Genomic DNA, 18,815 nt, shown 5'->3' on the forward strand with positions numbered 1-18,815 from the left:
AACAAACATCCCTTGGGATTGCAGTTACCGGATGCCGGAGAATCCAGCAGAGGAAATCCTACCTGAAATTTTTTCAAAGGTGTAACTGCTGCTGGCAGTGCTGCTAAATCTCATGTTCCCCGCAGCCAAGGAACCATCGAGCGTTACAGACAGCTAAAAAGAAGTGGGGCCGCTTTTAGGTCCACATAATATCAAAAGAATGTAACAATCCTATTTTTGTGCAGGTAACTGTCAAACTGGCTCCTCAGTGGGCCATCCTCTTCTTAGGCTTTATCGTTTCATAAACATACTTACAAAGTTTCAAATTGAAACTTTGAGGAGTGTTGCTGAGCAAACTGTTGATATTCAGCAAATGTAAACAACCAAGCACTGTTTATGGATAAATCGGTTACTGCGACCAACTCAGCAGGGCTATTGTCCCTGAGATCCCAACCAAGTACCAACTTCCCTTTCCTACCACATCAGTCCCAGGAGGCTGGTCTTGCAGGACTAGAAACGGGGATCATGAAACTGAAATGGAGCTCAATCATGTCAATGAGCAAACAGGTAATCTTGAGATGAAACAGGTGGCATAAATTCGAGGATACAGCGAACGTAAGTCAGAGACAGTCTGAGAATAGGTCTTAAGTGGGCTCGTCGGCTGAAGTTGATTGTGATACCCATATGCCATTTCATTCTTTTACAAATGCTTCCAATTGGCAAAAAGTATATTGAAACCTACAGATAATCAACAAAGAACAATATGAATAACAGCATATAAAAGGATAAGATTAAGAAATTGCGGATGCTGCGGTTTCAAACCTGTCAAAGCCACAACGAAAAGCCCTGAAGTTGAGTCCACTTCTACCTGTTAGGATTAACAGGCCTATTATGACTGTTTTTTTGCACGCAGGCTAAAAAAAAACGAGACAGGAAAATTTCAATCCTGTCTCGTTTATGTATACACTACAGTTAAAGTCACTAATTATTCCTAAATTACCCTCTTCAAAACAACTTTTAGTTTCTATAACGTTTCCTGTTACAAACGTACAAACTTCTTACTATTACTTCGTACTACAAACATATAAACTGCTTACTACAAACCTACAAACTTCGTGCTACTACTTCGTACTGCAAACCTACAAACTTCTTACTACTGCTTCGTACTACAAACATACAAACTGCTTACTACTACTTCGTACTATAAACCTACAAACTGCTTACTACTACTTCGTACTACAAACCTACAAACTGCTTACTACTACTTCGTACTACAAACCTACAAACTGCTTACTACTACTTCGTACTACAAACCTACAAACTGCTTACTACTGCTTCGTGCTACAAACATACAAACTTCGTGCTACTACTTCGTACTACAAACATACAAACTTCTTACTACTGCTTCGTGCTACAAACATACAAACTTCTTACTACTGCTTCGTGCTACAAACATACAAACTTCTTACTACTACTTCGTACTGCAAACCTACAAACTTCGTGCTACTACTTCGTACTACAAACCTACAAACTTCGTACTACTACTTCGTACTACAAACATACAAACTTCGTGCTACTACTTCGTACTGCAAACCTACAAACTTCTTACTACTACTTCGTACTACAAACTTACAAACTTCGTGCTACTACTTCGTACTGCAAACCTACAAACTTCGTGCTACTACTTCGTACTACAAACCTACAAACTTCGTACTACAAACCTACAAACTTCCTACTACTACTTCGTACTACAAACTTACAAACTTCGTGCTACTACTTCGTACTACAAACCTACAAACTTCCTGCTACTACTTCGTACTACAAACATACAAACTTCCTGCTACTACTTCGTACTACAAACATACAAACTTCTTACTACTGCTTCGTGCTACAAACATACAAACTTCGTGCTACTGCTTCGTACTACAAACATACAAACTTCGTGCTACTACTTCGTACTACAAACCTACAAACTTCCTACTACTACTTCGTACTACAAACTTACAAACTTCGTGCTACTACTTCGTACTGCAAACCTACAAACTTCCTACTACTGCTTCGTACTACAAACCTACAAACTTCGTGCTACTGCTTCGTACTACAAACCTACAAACTTCCTACTACTACTTCGTACTACAAACTTACAAACTTCGTGCTACTACTTCGTACTGCAAACTTACAAACTTCGTGCTACTACTTCGTACTGCAAACCTACAAACTTCCTGCTACTACTTCGTACTGCAAACCTACAAACTTCCTGCGACTACTTCGTACTACAAACCTACAAACTGCTTACTACTACTTCGTACTACAAACCTACAAACTTCGTGCTACTACTTCGTACTACAAACCTACAAACTTCTTACTACTACTTCGTACTGCAAACCTACAAACTTCTTGCTTACTGTTTCGTATTACAAATGTACAAATGTCCTACTACAATCTTACAGATTTTTCTCAGCTAACAAACTAAAATCTTGAATGCTGGCTACAGTTTACATGAGGATTAATACAAAGTTTCGCCCTCAACTTTCGACAAATATATCTAAGATATTTTTAAAGTCAACCTTTTTAGTGGAAAAAAACAAGCGAACCCTAAGTACCTGTTATAGCAACACTCTATTTGATATTTCATTTTAAAAGGGTAATGCGTTGGGGTATTTTTCATGACAGACAATATACCTGTCAGATATCTTGAAAAAATCGGGTAATTTTTTTATGGAGATTACCCGATTTTTCCTTATCGTGTTTTTCAGAGGTGGGAGGTAATAATATACTCTTCGCCTAACAAGATCACCACTACGGCATATTGCTCCTCCCCTAGAATGTAGACACTCAGCTACTCCACTGTTATGAACTCATAAAAGGATAAGATGAGCACTCGACAAAGACAAAATACGACTCAGAATTCAACAGGAGGCTCATCTACATAACACCAGGATAAGTCGCAGCTATCTGAAGCAAGAACAACTGTATGCTCATGCTATGGTCAGCGTTGAAAATGCTCCATCTCCCCACCAAACACAATAATAACAAGCAGTTAACCTCACCACTCAACCTTACAGGTGGCCGACTGTAAACAGAAGAACGTGGATCAATTTATGAACCAATGAGTTCAACGGAGATAGAGCCAATGATGGTTGCGCCTGAGAATCGTCTAATCGATTGCTAACCTGATTTGATTCTCCTATAAGGAGATAACTTCCTATAAAAAATACCAGGAGGGTGTCCGAGAATGGCCTTTTTCTCAAACTCTTCTGAAGTTTATTCACAAATAGACATTTTGTTTATCCACTAAAGGATTTTGAAAATCACATTCATATAAATCTTATGAGTACCATTAGGATTTAGTTCAATTTTAATAACGTGATTATCTCTTACTCCTACCGGATAACTAATGAGCACAGGCCTCTATCCCCTTAAAATACCTGTACCATTGCAACGCGAACACAAAGCCGTATCTGGAATATCGGTGACATGATGGGCAAGTTACTTGAAAAGGAAGATCAACACGGGCATTGCCACCAACTTGTGCTTTTATGGGTGATAGAGATATTTCCACGGAAACCACCTGCGGTAGCATCATTTCGGATTTAAATGATTTGCTAATTCCCCCTCCCCATCGACCAAACATATTATCGAAAAGAAACCTTTGCTGGCAAAAAGATCGATTATAAGATCCCAGCTTGCTTAAAGTGGTATCTCTCTCAGGAATAAGCGGCTCAATATTTATATCTATATCGCTCTTTATACGTGTCCCTTACAGGATTGCTAACTGCCGATTTTGGTCGCAATGAGTGGTCGTATGACTTTCTGGCTCTTTGGATTACTGAGTATTGAATAAGCCTCAAAGGAGGTACAGTTATGTGGACAAGAATGAATGAGATTGATCGTATGTTTTCCGCAATGAATCTGCTTCGTTCAATTAACTCTGACAGGTCCTATGGTGAAGGTTCAGGCTCGAGGGTTGCAGGCGGCTTCCCTAAAACTAACATGTATGATAATGGAGATTCATTTCAGGTTATTGCAGAGGTTCCAGGTGTGAATAAAGAAGATCTTAGTATTAAGGTCCAAGGTAACTACCTCGAACTAAGCGGTACTCGACAATCTGATGCTCCTGAAGGATTTACAATTCATAGGGTTGAGCGCGACCAATCAACCTTTTCGCGTAGTTTTACCCTTGCCGCTGACGTTGATGCTGACAAGATCGAAGCTGTCTTGAAAGATGGCCTGTTAACACTGGTGCTGCCCAAAGCAGAATCTGCAAAACCTAAACAGGTTACTATCAACTAATCTATCAACTAATGAGTCCCCTTTATTTAGATCATGAGTTAATGGAGGTGAAACTATGAGTAAAGATATGGAAGTTACAAAAAGAACTGAAAATATGGTTGAAAAGCAACAAGACCTACCTGTTATAGCTCCTATGGTGGATATATATGAAAACGATGAGCCAACGAACCCTCACGACAAACAACTAATAGTAGAGTGAAAACCTCTGAAGAAACATGGTAAAGAAAAATCGGGTAATCTCCTTAAAGTGATTACCCGATTTCTTCAAGTTATCTCGAAGGTATATTATCTGTTCGTTAAAAATGCTCTCCAGCATCAAGAGTTCACTTTCACACCACACATACAGATATTATCAATAAAAGCAAGCAGGTAACAGAGGCGTTAAACGCAAAAAAAAGCCAATCACTATAAGTGATTGGCTTTTTTTACGAATTGAATGGTCGGGGCGGTAGGATTCGAACCTACGGCCTCCTGCTCCCAAGGCAGGCGCGCTAACCAGGCTGCGCTACGCCCCGACTATATCAAATAAACATCCCGACCTGTTAAATCGAAATGGTATGTATTGGCTCCCCGGGACGGATTCGAACCGCCGACAAGGTGGTTAACAGCCACCTGCTCTACCAGCTGAGCTACCGAGGATTAAAAGACTCTATTCAGCAACATTGTTTGCTGTTAAATGCAATCTTGTAGCGCGAGAATATATCTGGCTGAAGGTATGATGTCAAGACTTACAATAGGTAGCTGAGCATTTTTAATTTTAACTATGACCTACTGTTTGCAATAAAGGCTATTAGCAGAATCTCTCAAGAAATATAACCAGCTGTTTTCTATCAATTTACCCCAAAGAAAGCCACCAGATATACCTCCCAAAATACAGTACACAGATATCCTGAAATCTATAGCATTACGACGAAACCTGATTAACCGACACCGAACAAACGTTAAATTCTTACGAAATCAACGTGAGAAAGCACAAACTGACGTAGTCCCGTCTTCAAGACAACCACTTGTTGTTTCCATGTCGACTGTTTAACGTAGTCCTTAATATCGAGAGAGAACGCATTCGAATGAAAAAAATTGTAATACGTAGTTTGAACAGATAAGCTCAAATCATTCAATACACGCACCCCATCTCGTGGATAGCCGTTCTTCCATTACGTACACTCAATCCCACCACTTGATGAGGGAAAGATCACCGGTTACGAATTGAAATACTCCACTGCCTTTAGAAGTCGCTACAATGACAATACAGACCGTTTTTCTAAAGGGCATATTGCTCGCCTGGCTTCCCTGCTCACTTCAGTCCTGATTGTTCTAACCTCTATATCCCTTGCCTTTACAGGTCTCGTAGCATCCAGAGAAGCCGACAGACAGGCTATATTCAATCAAAAATTCCTGCTGGGCATTGCACTCAAAAACACATTTGCCTTAATGGCTCGGGATCAGTTAAGTCTCGCTCGCTGGGACAAATCGGTTTTAAAGATCAGTCAAAACATCGATCGGGACTTTATCACCGACGAGTTCATAGATTCGCTCTGGTTCGATTTCGGTCTTGACTATAATTGGATCATTGGCCCGACTAACACTGTCCTGGTTGAATCTTTCGAGGATAATGTTCAATTCAACACCAGAAAATTACTACCAACCGAACCGCTATATCAGGTTGTCGAAAAGGCTCGAAACAGTTTTTTCAAATATAGAACTATTGTCGAGAGCGGCTATAACAAGGGACGTATTGCAAACACTGAATCTGAACCGGACGTAGCCCATGGCTATATATTGCTTGATGACCACGTCGTCATGCTAAGTGCAATGGCGATAGTTCCGGATGACGGTGCTTATTCCCTACCGGAAGGCAACCCCGTTGTCCTCCTGTCAGCACTGCAACTAGGACCAAAGCTCATTAGCGACCTCAACAATCAACTCTCATTTTCTGATTTGCAATTTTTACGGCTACAACCTTCTTTGCCAGAGCATTCCCTGCATCAGGTACATTCAATCACAGGAGAACAGCTCGGTTTCTTTTCCTGGAACAGCACAATGCCAGGCCAGCAGATCTGGCATACCGTTATCCCTGTTATCATCCTGCTCGGCATTTTGCTTTCAGTAGTCGCCTTTGCTATAGCACGGAAAATAGGCAATCTGACCATTTCGCTGGCAGCCAGCGAGGAGCATAATTTCTACCTTGCAATGCACGACAATCTTTCAGGCCTTGCCAATCGGTTGCAGTTCAACCGGGCACTTGAGACTGCTGTTCAGAATCAAACAGACACGCCATTCACTCTCATCCAATGTGACCTGGACAGATTCAAGCAGGTGAACGACACCCTTGGCCATGCCGCAGGAGACACTGTAATAAAAACTGTGGCAGATCGACTCATGCAGGTAGTTGGATTAGCTGGTCTGGTTGCACGGATCGGTGGGGATGAATTTGCCATCCTTTTAGTCGATTGTGTTGATCACTCCCGCCTTAAAGACTGCACTTCCCGGATTATTACTGATATTCGCCTGCCGATAGAAATAGAAAATGGTGAGCATGCACAAATCGGGATTAGCCTTGGAATTGCTTTTGGACCGGCCAACGGCACTACCGTTGAAACTATTATGGCAGCGGCAGACGCTGCACTCTACCAGGCAAAGGATATGGGGAGAAACCGGGCAATATTCGCACAGAACTGCCCGAATATTGTCAATCAGAAAAACATGGCGCCCATAAATGACTATACTGAAAGGTAATATCCAGGTTTATTCAGCCAGCGGTAGCCAATATATGCTTTGATAAAAATAAAAAGCTATACGTGGCACGCATCAGGGCTTTCCCTATTTTGAGATTTGGTGACTTTATGCTAACAACAAAAATTACTCTTCTCCTCTCCGTTCTGATTTTCTCTGTCCCGACACTTGCAGCAGACAATCACACTAAAACCTATGACGTGATCATTGTCGGCGGTGGGATTGCCGGCCTCACCGCAGCCTTCTATCTTGACGATTACGATCTTCTACTTCTGGAAAAAGAGCAACAAGCTGGAGGCCGTGCCACTTCTGGCCAATACAAGGGGCTATACTATGCAAAGGGTGCGGAATATCTCGGCACACCGGAAGGCCCGCTCAAAGAGATCATTTCAAAATTTAGTCTTCGCCTCCGGGAAATCCCAGCTCCTGCCGATGTCATCCTATCAGAAGGGAAAATGTACTTCGGGGATTACGGTAAGGCACAACTTCTGGTAAAGAAAAGCAGTGCCTCTGAACTCAACCGATTTGCCCGACAGACTCTGACAGTGTATGAGAAGTATGACGATATCCCCGACCTTGAACTCAGTAAAGAGCTTAAGAGGCTCGATGACATCACCGCCAGTCAATGGTTTCAAGAAAATCATTTTTCACCAATTTACAGCGAAATCTACAATGTTACCTTCAGAGGGTTGTTCGGTGCTGGCAGCGACGAGATTTCTGCTCTGAGCGCAATCCCTGAAATAGCTTTTGATTTTGAGGGATTCGAAGAAATAGACGAAGAAAATACTTTGGCGGAAGAATTTGCTAACAGCACCAATTCTACTGAAATGTATTCGTTTGATCGTGGCATAGCAGAGATTCCCCTGGCCCTGGCCAACCATCTTGGCAACCGGCTGCGAACCGGAACCACAGTGGTTGAGGTCAAGCGGGAAGAAGACATCTTTGCAGTAACCGGCATCCAGACAGACGGTTCACGAAGAACCTACCTGGCAGAATCGGTCATCCTCGCCACCCCCTCCCCTATTACCCTGAAACTTGCAGAAAACATACTGAGCGACGAACAACGCAAACTTCTGAAGAGCGTAAACTATGCTCCCTACATAACAATAGCGTTGTTCAGTGAGGAACCGATATTTAATACTGGTTTTGATCTGGCAGTACCTGACGGACTCATTTTCACAGACATCTACGATGCCACCTGGATTTCACGACATTACCATGAAAAATCACGCAACCATGAAACCTCAATCACCCTCATCTATGCGGCTCCATTCTCCTATAAAGATAAATCCTTACTCAACATGACGGATAAGGAACTCATGAAAAGGGTCTTGACCGAGCTCGACACTCTTCTTCCAGGCTCATCAAATCGTGTAAAAGACTTTAATATAACACGACATCCCTATGCCTACCCTGTCATGACACCCGGCAGTTACCAGCGAATGACCAGACTGCATGCGATCACCGGCGAAGGCCTCTTTTTTGCTGGTGACTATATGATTTATCCTACCTTTGAGGCTGCTGCTTCATCCGGCCAGCTTGCAGCAGAGAGGGTAAAGGATTGGCTGGAAGATTAATGTGAACTCAATCCGTAACCGATTGTTCCAACTATTGTGAATCGGCAATTTTGAATTTCACATCCAGGAAAAGTCCGGGGTAAGTGATGTCAGGTATTTTAAGGTCGGCCGGAAATGGCATTATTTAACTGTATTTATGGATATGTTTTCTCGTATTGTTGTTAGCTGGGATTTACGTTATTCTCTCAGGCGTCATTCCACTCATTTAACAGAGCTCTGTGGCACCCTCTACCTAAAAAATGTCTTTGGGTAGATAGCGATCGTAGTGGGTAATATGACAATATCGATTTCAGAATTTGCTTGCTGCGCACGGTTGTGTTCGAAGCATGAGTCGCAAAGGGAATTGTTGAGACACTCAGATAATTTGTTATGAGCGATTTACAGACCAAGACAAGCGTAACACGCATAGTCTACGTATTTAGAAGCATATTATAATAGGCGAAGAATACATTCGCATAATGGCTATAAATCTCCAGCAAAATTTGAACTGGAAGCGGAACAACCCCACATTGCGGTTAACATCGTGACCACCATTTAAGGAAACACCAGTTTGAAAAAAAGACCAGTCCCGGACAGCCATCCCAGTGTTAAACAGAACAGCATGAACGACAAAGGAAAACCTAAAAAGGTATCCGAAAATCGTGAGTCCAGACTGCTCGTCAGGCACAGTTTTGAGATGGCGCGCGAGCTAGGCATTTCAACAATTCTCGTTTACGCTGAGTCTGTTCAGGATCAGAGGTATATCCTCAAATCCAAAAAACATGAAAAGATAATATTCTTATCGCAACGCACACACGACATACATGAGGATTTTCGCGATTCGTGTGATATTCTCACTCTTCCGCATCATGACCTGTCCAGATCCGAACAATTTCAACTTGGTTTATTAATTGCCACACTCAGCGATAAAGTAGAAATAGATGAAACTGTCTTATGTATGGCCGGCCTTGTTGGGTCGCTCAGGCTGGACAATTTACTGATAACGAACCTGAAACGTGATAATAAGTGGTTCAAACAACACAATTACGAGAGTATCCCCAAAGACCTGCTTCTTTCCAAGCAATTCATCAAGCTTCTTGATATCGTTTTACGCCTTGCAAAAGAGGGACGAGAAGGAAAAAATATCGGCACGATGTTTGTTCTTGGAAACCCGCATTCATTTAGCGAACACTATGAACAAATGATCCTCAATCCCTTTGCTGGTCACCCCGAAGAATTCAGAAACATGCATAATGAAGACTTTTTTGAGACCATAAGAGAATTTGCTGCTCTTGACGGTGCTTTTGTTGTCAACAATGAAGGGACATTTGAGAGGGCAGGAGTGTATATCCGCCCACCAACAAGTAATACTCTTAAACGCCCCCGTGGGTTAGGCGCCAGACATACGTCCGCGGCCGCTTTCACTTCCTCAATAGATGCGCTGGCCATTACCTTATCAGAGTCGTCTTCTATTGTAACAGTCTTCTCAAAAGGATCTGCAGTTCTTACCCTCAATCCTTGATAAGGAACCTTCCCTTTCAAGAAAAAGTCTCCAATCTCATTGAAAATAATGATTTCAGGAGAGACTGCTATACTCAAACTCCAAAGCTCATTTTCACACTACACAGACAGATATAGTCCCAAATAAGCAGATGAGATCAAAAAGCAAAAAGGCCGATCACTGTATCAGTGATCGGCCTTTTTTATAATTTGATGGTCGGGGCGGTAGGATTCGAACCTACGGCCTCCTGCTCCCAAGGCAGGCGCGCTAACCAGGCTGCGCTACGCCCCGACGTATCAAACGAACATCCCGACCTGTTAAATCGAAATGGTATGTATTGGCTCCCCGGGACGGATTCGAACCGCCGACAAGGTGGTTAACAGCCACCTGCTCTACCAGCTGAGCTACCGAGGATTAAAAGATTCAAGTGAAGAACAATGTTTATCTTCATGTCCAAATCTTGTAGCGCGAGAATATAAACGGATGACGGGGTAGTGTCAACGATTTTCTACCACATATTTTACACTTTTCAATGATACGGTGAAAACACATGGAAAATCAACGTCCCTGAAAAAAAATTTCTGCTTTTATTATCTCACAACACAGTCCGGAGTGGCTCAAAATTCAAATTTACTTATTATTGAGCATTGCTTCCATCATCTTCTGGGCCTGCCTCATTGCCTCTTCAAGCTCCGCCGGGTCCTCTCCGTCGGCAGACATTGCTCCGGCACGTAACTGCATCTGTGATTTTTTGCTTGCCGCTTCAGGATCTTTAAGCCAGCTGATTGTCTGCTTCATCATCTGACTGGCCATAGCATCAGCCTCATGATCATGAATAGGTTTTATACCTGCTGGGAATGCAAAATACGCATCATCAACATTTCCCTCTTTAAACGACGTAGCAACGCTGCTGATCTTAACACCCATCATCTCAGTTTCACTCTTTAAGGGAATACCTGACTCATGATCAGTATAAACGGTTGCCCCCATTATCTGCGTTCTGTCACATTTACGACCAAGGATCTTCGTTACATTTTCTTCGACTATATCAGGCACCCCGCCCAGCAGATCAACCCCAAGATTTTTTGTATTGATATCCATCTGCTTCTTTTCTGCAGCCGAGAGTTTCTCATATTCCTCTTTTGCATACTTAATCGGATTAGTGGCCCGACTACCCGTGCCCTCGGTTAAATCAAAATCGTATATATAATCCGGGTCTTCAATGACAATGGTTTTATTCTCCATGCGCATACCCATCACATTGGTCACCGTACTATTATGTGTGGCGGTACGTTTCCCCCAATCTTTTATGTACACAGTCTCCTGCCCCTCTTCCATACCGTTTATCGTGTATGCAATAGTCGCACTCTTGAACGGCATCTTCATTTCCCAGGGATACAAGCCTTTTTTTGCATGGGCTACAACAGGCAACAGCAGGACAAGCGCAAAAAGTACACCCAGTTTTTTCAGCGTCATTTCAACCTCCAGTGTTTTAATAAATTAGAATCAAATATCCAGAAACAGATAACGAAAATTTTAGTAACTCGAGTAGTATCAACGATTCCCTCATACTCTGAGGTTCTTAACAAATCATTACAATCCACGTGTTGCTTTAGCTGAATCCCTATTAACAGGTTATATTTATGTAATTGATGAATTTCATGTTTTTTTCAAGACGCTGAAAGAACGTTATTGAGGGTGCTGGCGGCCTTTACCATCTGCTCATCCTTCATGTAAAAATGCGGGGCCAACCTGAGAACACCAGTGGGACCTGTAATGACCACCCCACGTTCATACATCTCCTTCATGATGTGCTGCGGATCTTTACTGATCTTCATGGTAATAATTCCCGAACGATTCTCTGCTGGCGGAAGTTGATAGCTCACCAGATCGGTGTCCAGCTGGTCAAGAAAAATGTCTTGTAAGCGGAAAATTTCATCCCTGATATCTTCCATACTGTTTTTCAGAAAAACCTGAGAAATCACAGCATCAAGAGCAGCAATATGATCCCATGGCGCCGCTGAGAACTCAAACATTCTCCCGTCGGTATGTGGGTCCCACGTGTGATCGAGGTAATTCAGCCCCTGCTTCATCATTCCCGGCCCCCCCATAGTCAGGCTCAACTTCGAACGAAAGCCCTGACTGGTGTACATAACACCGGCTCCAAACGGCCCCATAAGCCACTTCCAACCGGATGAAGCAACAGCTGCTATATTATATTCTTCAGGATAGACAGGCAAACAGCCAAGGCTCTGGGCACAATCAACTATCAGGTCAATATTTCGCTCTTTACAGAACGCTCCCAGGCGAGCAAGATCGGCAGCAAAGCCTGAAGCAAACTGCACATGACTGATAGCCACAACTCGCGTACGCTCGCTCACCACCTCTTCGAGTTCTTCAAATGACCAGCCCTCAGGAGTATCTTCGCCGGATTGTGCAACATCTGAGAGCAGAACAAGTTCAACGCCACGGCTTCTCTGTATAACCCATGGATAATGATTACTCGGATATTCATGTTGATAGCTGATAATCTGGTCGCCCGGCTCAAACGGATATCCCCCTGCTATCATGGACATGGCCGTTGCAGTATTCTGAACAAAGGAAATATTTTCAGGCTGAGTTTTCATCAGCCTGGCAGCGCTTGTATGAAATTTCGGTAACAGATCAAGATTACTCAACAAACCAATCACACCATTTTCCGCCATGTTTACAGAAAAATCCTCTATAGCTTTCAGCGAACCTGAAAAGAGCGGTGAGATTGCACAATGACCTAAGAACACTTTTTTGTTCATATTTTTAAACAGAGAACTGCACTTATCTATCATTTATCTCTCCTGAAAAAAAAGACCTATTGTTTTTACACTCTTGAATTCAGTAATGTATAACTAAGGGGTAACAATACGCTAGGAAAATGTTAAGGAATAATGATTACTATTCAGCGGTTATGATGCAACTCATAATTTCCTGCTTATTGTATACTTACAGTAGATAAACCTCAGGAATTGCTCCATGGCAATGGTTTTGGCAAGATATCAGGAGCTGCAACCATACTCCCCTTTATCAATAACGACCGGATAGAAGGCAGCAGGCCTGAACGGTAGAGGAGAACCAGGATGAAATCAACACTCGACATCATTACCCCTGAAGCAGCTCCAACACTATCCAAACTCCTGCATGAGCGGGCACTTAGATCACCAGACAGCATCGCCTACCGACATTGCAACAAGATAACAGGCGAATGGTATACTCTCACCTGGGAACGTATACAGCAAAAAGTAAATCTCTGGAGTACCGCCTTAAAAAATGAAAATCTGGATCCAGGTTCAAGGGTTGCGATCATGCTGCCCAACTGCCCGGAGTGGGTATATTTCGATATGGCAGCACATGCGCAGGGGCTTATCGTCGTTCCTTTGTATGTAAATGATCGCCCCGAAAATGTCGCCTACATTCTTGAAGATACCAGTGCTAAAGTATTTCTCTGTCCGGGAGTTACATGCTGGGAGCATCTTGAACCGGTCTTTAACAGGCTAAGCGGGCTTCAGCGTATTGTTACAATTGATTTTTGCCAGGCAATTAAAGAAGATCCGCGCATCACCTGTATTTCCGATTGGATCCCTGACGAACCGGACATAGACAAGAATCATTACGGGTCTCCGGATGACACTGCAACAATAGTTTACACTTCAGGCACCACAGGCACTCCAAAAGGGGTTATGCTCAGCCATAGAAACATCATCGGTAATGCCTTCTCAGGCTTACAATGCATGGACATTTTCCAGCATGACACCTTTTTATCCTTCCTCCCGCTCTCACACATGCTGGAACGCACAGTGGGATACTACCTTCCGATGATGGCTGGGGCATCAGTTGCCTTTGCCCGTTCAATCCCGGAACTTGCTGAAGATCTGGTGACCATCAGACCGACTATACTGGTGGCTGTACCCAGAATTTTTGAGCGAATTCATAATGGAATGATGGAAAAAATCCGTAACAAACCAGCTATTATGCAAAAACTCTTTAATGCTTCTGTCACTGTAGGATGGCAGCAGTTTCTGCATAGCCAAAAACGCACTGCGTGGTGTCCATCACAGCTGCTCAAACCTTTGCTGGACAGGATAGTGGCTAAAAAAATCCAGGCAAAACTTGGCGGAAAACTCCGAATAGTCATAAGCGGCGGAGCTCCGCTCTCACCTGAAATTGCCAAGGTTTTCATTGGCCTCGGCCTTCCTATTTATCAGGGATTCGGGCTGACGGAAACCAGCCCTATAATAAGCGTTAACCGTATCGAAAATAACGAGCCGAACGGCGTCGGTGTCCCAATTCCCGGTGTAGAAGTTATGCTTGGCAAACATAATGAACTGCTCGTTCGGGGCAATTGTGTAATGAAGGGGTACTGGAACAATCCTGAAGCAACTGCAAAGGTTATAGATGGTGATGGCTGGCTGCATACAGGAGATATAGCCGCACTCATTGACGGGCATATCCGAATAACCGGCAGACTAAAAGAGGTCATTGTACTGAGTAACGGAGAAAAAGTATCTCCAAACGAAGTTGAACAGGCCATTTCCATCGACCCGCTCTTTGAACAATCAATGGTGGTTGGCGAAGGAAAGCCCTATCTCGTATTAGTGGCCGTACTGGCAAAAGAGCGTTGGCAAAGACTGGCTGAAGAACTTGGTGTTTCGCCTGATCCAGCCTCACTGAACAAGGAAGAAGTAGAAAAAGCAATACTTGACAGGGTAGAAAAACTGATGCACAACATGCCGGGTTATGCCTTTATCAAACACGCTGTGCTGACCCTTGAACCGTGGACTGTGGAAGAAGGCTTGTTGACCCCTACACTCAAAATCCGCCGCAAGTCAGTATTAAGTCTTCTGCAGGGAGAAATTGATAAGATCTACTCTATCTAACCTATGATGTTACCTTAGTCAGCAGGTGTTTTATGAAATTGCTGATATTACGGTGCACCCGACCGGCACCGTCACCATTAATGATAACGTGCCGGTCAAAATTAAACAGGCTGTATTGCTTATCTTTGCTTCCAATCCTCTGGAAAACCTTTCGTCCACTTTTCACATTCACTATCGGATCATTGTCTGCCTGGATAATCAACGCCGGCACCTCTACTTTTGACAGACGTCCCTCTACACTTTCCAGTAACCTCCCGACTTCGCGAATACCGGCAAAAGGATTACGCCGATAGTTAACATGCGGGTTATCCGCAACAAACTCGAAAAACGGATCACTATCAGTTCTCCGTATTTTCTTCACAACCCTGTTCCACACATCAATAGCCGGCATAAAATTATGAGAATAATCCTGCAATTTCAATGGTGGACAAATCGCGATGACACCGGCAACATTTGGAGCTCTCGATGCAACATCAAGCGCCAGACTGGCCCCGATCGAAACACCCGCAAGTACCACTTTTTCGCAGATACTGCTCATCATAACATAGGCATTTTCAACAGCCTCAAGCCATTCTTCCTGCGTGTGCCGAGCAAGATCCTTCGATGATGTGCCATGCCCAGGCAGACGGGGCGCATAAATCCACACACCGCTTTGCCAGAGATGATGTGCCAGACTCTTGACCTCTTCAGGTGCTGCTAGATAGCTATGAACAAGAACTACCCCTATCTTTCTCCTATAACCCGGTAGCAGAAAGGGTTTACCAAAACTCTTCCGTTCAAGATCATCTCCGTATCCATACGCCTCATAGTCTTTTTCGTACCTCCTCTTCTCTTGTTTGTGAAGATACTTTGCCAGATACAGACGCAGTATCGGCCGTGGCTGAAGAGCAATGGAGATCAAAACTTTACGTATCCATGCGAGCGGCTCAACTTCATTAGCCATAACCTCAATAGGATTATCGATTCTGCCTCGATGAAAATTTACAGGGGTCGAGAGCAGCGATCTATCGAGCAGGAGACACCCATCATCAGATCGTTTAAGTATCCCTTTATCCAATGCAAGCTGGAGGAAGTTATGAAATTTTTTATATCTGTCATCGGTAAACAAGTGGCCCTGCGGTTTTAAAAGTGACTTATGGAGACAAAGATTTTCCTGATCCATATCACTGATTTTATTTGCCGCCAGAAACACCCGTTCTTTCAGTTCCGTTTCACAAATCTTTTTCCAGGGATGCATCCGCAAAAATGAGGCGAATAAATGTTCATGGTTAACCGTTGTCATGGAGTAGATATCAGCCATATACTGTTGCATGATATCTTCGCCAAGTTTCATCATGATATCTTTTAACTCTGGCGACATGAGGAAACCCGACACCTCCTGTTTACCCAACACCCTTTTGATTTTCTCGCGCTCAAAGTAGGGCGCAATCGCAATTGGTTCACCAAATCGAACACTGATATCGACACCCGAGAGCAACATGGTACCTTCGGTCATGATCTCCTCAACCATGCGTTCCGGGATATCCTTCACCAACTTGGCGGCAAGATTGGAAAGAACATTCTCTTTAGCCCGGATTGGATAATAGGTAAGGTTAACCGGCACAATACTGGTGCTCGCCTCGCCCACCTGGTCAAGGGTTTCGATATTCAGAAAATCCAGCATACTCCTGGCGCCATCCTGACTGCCCGCACCTTTGTGCAGCAGGTATCTGCGGAACAATTCCGTTCGCAGCGCAAGTGAAGCAGCACCGGTGTGCGGCTTACGCAGCCCCTTGGGAGAGTTGACCATATATTTGCCGCGATGCATGATCTCCTTGGTCTTGACCATACTTCCCTCTGGGAAAATGATCCAGTTTGCCTCACCGGTCAGCAGACTGCGGACAATCAATTCATCACGTTTCGGATCAGTAGTGGAGATGGCGCCGACCATATCAAAAAAGGTCCCGAGTCCACCCTGAAAAAGACTTGAGTGCGCAAGCGACCAGACTGGGAGATTAGTCAGTTTGTAGATATGATATGGCAGAAGAACGGTTTCAAGGCGGGTAAAGTGGTTAATAACAAATATGATCGGTCCGTTGGGAATGTTCTCACGCCCGTGGATCACGACATCAGCTTTTGTCATGTTGGCGAGAGCTTTAATGGCCAGGCCTGTAGTAAGATATGCGGATCGGTTCATAGAATGTCCGTGCTAAATTCAATCCAGCTGAAAAACTATGTTATATCATAAGTGTATACAGCCCCCACTGTCAGGTCAAGACTCTTAATCAAAGCCGGGAATAATTGGTTAACACAACTACGCCAGATCAGCTCTCACGCTTTTTCCGTTCTCTCCTTCGTGCCGCGTCATCAAGATATTTTCTCACCATCCTGACCAGGGTTGCGCGACTTAGTGGCTTATCCATAATATCAATAACACCAGGATGATCGACAGTTTTTTCAATAACGATATCAGGCAACCTTATTGGGCAATCCCCCCTGAGTTCTATAACCAGCAACACAATCTTGCTTTTTAACCTGACAGGGCCATGACTTTCATCAACAACATACTACAGCTGAACACGTGATATTTTATACCTAAACGCAGTAAATATTCAGGCATGTTCCAGACCTATGTGTATCCAAACACAAAATCTAGCCAGGCTGCGATCGCGCCTTTACTTGTAAAATTACTCTTCTCCCTGTAATCTCAATGAATATGTATCAGGATTTTTGCATTTACCAGCAACCTACACTCCGAGGTAAACAGATGGCTCTCAACCTTTCGTACAATACTCCTGACTTCAATGACAAGCGTTTTACTGATGCCCCGGCAGCAAAAATGGAATCGACCCCAGCAGACGGCATAGCACCTGAAAAATATCATGCCACTTCCAACTTTCCAGAATATGTGAAGCTTGAATCTGGAGAGTGGAAACTCGGCCCCGAAGGCCGTATGGATGCAGTGCTGGTATATAAAGATGGTGAACTGGAAGTTACTGAGGCCCGACGCTTAAAGAAAGGTGATATGGTAGTTATCGGCAGAACCGAAAACGGAGAAGAAGGGATTTTTGTACATAACAACTGTTTCAGCGATAAAGTTGAAAGCGAAGATAAATTCACCTTCCGTTCACGGGGCACCCGCGAGACACCATTTTCTCATTCATACGATAACCTTTATGAAATCCTTAAGCATGACAAAGACCATGGACATATCGTCTGGGTTCTCGGCCCCGCTGTAGCCTTTGACAAAGATAGTCGTGATGCCATGCAGGGCTTGATAGAAAATGGGTATTGTCATGCACTCATGGCCGGAAATGCCCTTGCCACCCATGATATCGAGGCCGCTCATTTCGGCACTGGCCTTGGCCAGAATATTTACAGCCAGGCCCTGCAGCCGCTAGGCCATTATAATCATCTCGATATACTGAACGAAGTCCGAAAAGCCGGTTCAATCAAGAAGGCTATTGAAATATTAAATATCAAAGATGGCATCATGTACGCCTGCGAAAAAAAGGGAATCCCATACGTTCTTGCTGGTTCAATCCGTGATGACGGCCCGTTACCCGAAATCATCAGCAACGTATATGAAGCCCAGAACCGCATGCGGGATCACGCACGAAAAGCGACGATAGTCATCACCATGGCGACCCAGCTTCACTCTATTGCTTTTGGAAATATGACACCAAGTTACAGGATAGAGGCTGACGGGTCCATCCGCCCTGTTTATTTTTATATTGTAGATATGTCAGAGTTCAGTGCCGACAAGCTCGCAAATCGTGGTTCGGCACAGGCCCAGGCGATACTGACCAACGTGCAGGACTTTATCGTCAATCTCTGGAATCATTTATCAGCCTGGTAAATACC

Annotated in this window: 11 protein-coding genes and 4 tRNA genes; 7 read left to right on the plus strand and 8 right to left on the minus strand. The window is 43.7% G+C overall.

The genetic code is table 11. The features are described 5' to 3' along the window. Positions 1-3,843: 3,843 nt before the first annotated feature. Entirely contained in the window at positions 3,844-4,272 is a 429-nt protein-coding gene (locus FCL46_RS21575; RefSeq protein ID WP_136808959.1) for an Hsp20/alpha crystallin family protein, read from the plus strand. 55 nt (positions 4,273-4,327) lie between these two features. Further along, positions 4,328-4,471 (plus strand): hypothetical protein, encoded by a 144-nt coding sequence (locus FCL46_RS21580; protein WP_153307132.1) that lies wholly within the window; start codon positions 4,328-4,330, stop codon positions 4,469-4,471. Positions 4,472-4,709: 238 nt separating this feature from the next. Here the strand turns inward: FCL46_RS21580 and FCL46_RS21585 are convergent. Next, positions 4,710-4,787, minus strand: a tRNA-Pro gene (locus FCL46_RS21585). Positions 4,788-4,835: 48 nt separating this feature from the next. Beyond that, positions 4,836-4,911 (minus strand) — tRNA-Asn (locus tag FCL46_RS21590). 567 nt (positions 4,912-5,478) lie between these two features. Here FCL46_RS21590 and FCL46_RS21595 point away from each other — a divergent pair. The 3 genes from FCL46_RS21595 to FCL46_RS21605 all read left to right on the plus strand — a co-directional run bounded on the left by FCL46_RS21595 (position 5,479) and on the right by FCL46_RS21605 (position 10,083). Continuing rightward, complete coding sequence (locus FCL46_RS21595; protein WP_136808958.1) at positions 5,479-7,008, plus strand: sensor domain-containing diguanylate cyclase; 1,530 nt, start codon at positions 5,479-5,481, stop codon at positions 7,006-7,008. A gap of 107 nt (positions 7,009-7,115) precedes the next feature. Then, positions 7,116-8,582: a protoporphyrinogen/coproporphyrinogen oxidase gene (locus FCL46_RS21600; RefSeq protein WP_136808957.1), complete on the plus strand. Its 1,467-nt coding sequence runs from the start codon at positions 7,116-7,118 to the stop codon at positions 8,580-8,582. A 550-nt stretch (positions 8,583-9,132) separates the two neighbouring features. After that, positions 9,133-10,083, plus strand: coding sequence for a DNA integrity scanning protein DisA nucleotide-binding domain protein (locus FCL46_RS21605; RefSeq protein ID WP_136808956.1), 951 nt, complete (start codon positions 9,133-9,135; stop codon positions 10,081-10,083). Between the two features lie 192 nt (positions 10,084-10,275). Here the strand turns inward: FCL46_RS21605 and FCL46_RS21610 are convergent. The 4 genes from FCL46_RS21610 to FCL46_RS21625 all read right to left on the minus strand — a co-directional run bounded on the left by FCL46_RS21610 (position 10,276) and on the right by FCL46_RS21625 (position 12,887). Continuing rightward, a tRNA-Pro gene (locus tag FCL46_RS21610) sits at positions 10,276-10,353 on the minus strand. Between the two features lie 47 nt (positions 10,354-10,400). Continuing rightward, positions 10,401-10,476: transfer RNA gene (locus tag FCL46_RS21615), tRNA-Asn, on the minus strand. A gap of 216 nt (positions 10,477-10,692) precedes the next feature. Then, complete coding sequence (locus FCL46_RS21620; protein WP_136808955.1) at positions 10,693-11,538, minus strand: hypothetical protein; 846 nt, start codon at positions 11,536-11,538, stop codon at positions 10,693-10,695. 194 nt (positions 11,539-11,732) lie between these two features. After that, positions 11,733-12,887, minus strand: a complete 1,155-nt coding sequence (locus FCL46_RS21625) for an aminotransferase class V-fold PLP-dependent enzyme (protein ID WP_136808954.1) — start codon at positions 12,885-12,887, stop codon at positions 11,733-11,735. Positions 12,888-13,175: 288 nt separating this feature from the next. On the opposite strand from FCL46_RS21625, the gene FCL46_RS21630 reads away from it, so the two are divergent. After that, the gene (locus FCL46_RS21630; RefSeq protein WP_136808953.1) at positions 13,176-14,972 is read left to right on the plus strand and encodes an AMP-dependent synthetase/ligase; all 1,797 of its coding nucleotides are present in this window, start codon (positions 13,176-13,178) and stop codon (positions 14,970-14,972) included. A 1-nt stretch (position 14,973) separates the two neighbouring features. Here FCL46_RS21630 and FCL46_RS21635 read toward each other — a convergent pair whose 3' ends face one another. Continuing rightward, the gene (locus tag FCL46_RS21635; RefSeq protein ID WP_136808952.1) at positions 14,974-17,148 is read right to left on the minus strand and encodes an alpha/beta fold hydrolase; all 2,175 of its coding nucleotides are present in this window, start codon (positions 17,146-17,148) and stop codon (positions 14,974-14,976) included. 127 nt (positions 17,149-17,275) lie between these two features. Next, positions 17,276-17,470 (minus strand): hypothetical protein, encoded by a 195-nt coding sequence (locus FCL46_RS21640; protein ID WP_136808951.1) that lies wholly within the window; start codon positions 17,468-17,470, stop codon positions 17,276-17,278. 248 nt (positions 17,471-17,718) lie between these two features. Between FCL46_RS21640 and FCL46_RS21645 the strand changes: the two genes are divergently transcribed. Then, positions 17,719-18,810 (plus strand): putative NPN-dependent ornithine cyclodeaminase, encoded by a 1,092-nt coding sequence (locus FCL46_RS21645; protein WP_136808950.1) that lies wholly within the window; start codon positions 17,719-17,721, stop codon positions 18,808-18,810. Positions 18,811-18,815: the final 5 nt, after the last annotated feature.

Source organism: Desulfosediminicola flagellatus (genome assembly GCF_005116655.2).
Classification (GTDB): Bacteria; Desulfobacterota; Desulfobulbia; order Desulfobulbales; family Desulfocapsaceae; genus Desulfopila; species Desulfopila flagellata.